Raw genomic sequence first — 1,090 nt, forward strand, 5'->3', positions numbered from 1 at the left:
CGCGAAATTTGACACAGTTGGCCCGCTTGCGCGCTCGGTCGAAGATTGCGCCGAGGTGTTCGCCGTTCTGGCGGGCCTGCGCGCCGTTGACCTCAAGAACGCAAGCCTTGCAGGGCGGCGGCTTGTGGTGATGGAACCATATGCGGAGGATGTGCGCGATGCGCCCGCCGCAGGCTTTGCTCGTGCGCTTGAAGCCTTTGCTGCGGCAGGGGCGCAGATTGTGCGGCATAAATCAGCGGCACTTGACGCGGCGATGGCGCTTTCGCCCATTCTTTTTGCCGCTGAGGCCTATGCGACTTGGCGCGAAATGATTGAGGCCAATCCTGAAAAGATATTTGGCCCCATATTGCAGCGCTTCCGTGGCGGGGCGGATGTTTTGGCGAGTGATTATATCGCAGCTTGGCAAAAGCTTGAGGCTTTGCGGGAAGATTTCCATCGTGAGACGGCAGGGTATGACGCGGTGATTGTGCCCACTGTCGCGATTTTGCCGCCCAATATCGCGCGGTTGATGGTGGACGAGGAGTATTATGTCACCGAAAATCTACTGGCTTTGCGCAACACGCGAATTGGAAATTTGATGGGGTCTTGCGGCCTTACATTGCCCACTGGGGTGCCCTCTACGGGGGTAATGCTGCTTTGCCCCGCAGGTCAGGAGGAACGGCTTCTGCGTCTTGGGGCGGCGGCAGAGGCCGCATTGCAAGCCTGATCCTTTTTCTGGACGTTTGCGTCATAAGAGGTTAATTTGACTGTCAAAGGGGCGAAAACAGACCCCGATATTTGAGGCAGTCATGGTGTTTCCCGAGCGGTTTTCGAACCTGCCAGAATACGCCTTTCCGCGTTTGCGGAAATTGCTTGACGTCCATCAGGCGGGCGGCGATCCGATTAACATGTCTATCGGTGAGCCGCGTCATCCGTTCCCTGAGTTCATCGGACGCGCGATTTCTGAGGCGCTTGAGGGTTTTGGCCGTTACCCCCCCAATGAGGGGGGCGAAGATTTGCGCGCGGCCTGCCATGACGCGGGCGACAGAAAGGTATCGCCATCAAGCGCAACTTGCCCTTGCGTGGGCAAAGCCGCTTTGAGTTGATCAAT

1 protein-coding gene and 1 pseudogene are annotated in these 1,090 nt (G+C 57.6%); both read left to right on the plus strand.

Annotation, left to right across the window (positions count from 1 at the left end):
• The coding region (locus tag ACR0B3_RS24200; protein ID WP_480811266.1) for an amidase family protein at positions 1 to 706 on the plus strand (706 nt) is incomplete at its 5' end.
• A gap of 82 nt (positions 707 to 788) precedes the next feature.
• A pseudogene (locus ACR0B3_RS24205) lies at positions 789 to 1,007 on the plus strand (aminotransferase class I/II-fold pyridoxal phosphate-dependent enzyme); the annotation flags it as partial.
• Positions 1,008 to 1,090 lie beyond the last annotated feature (83 nt).

It is taken from the genome of Ruegeria sp. CE9, from assembly GCF_056537425.1.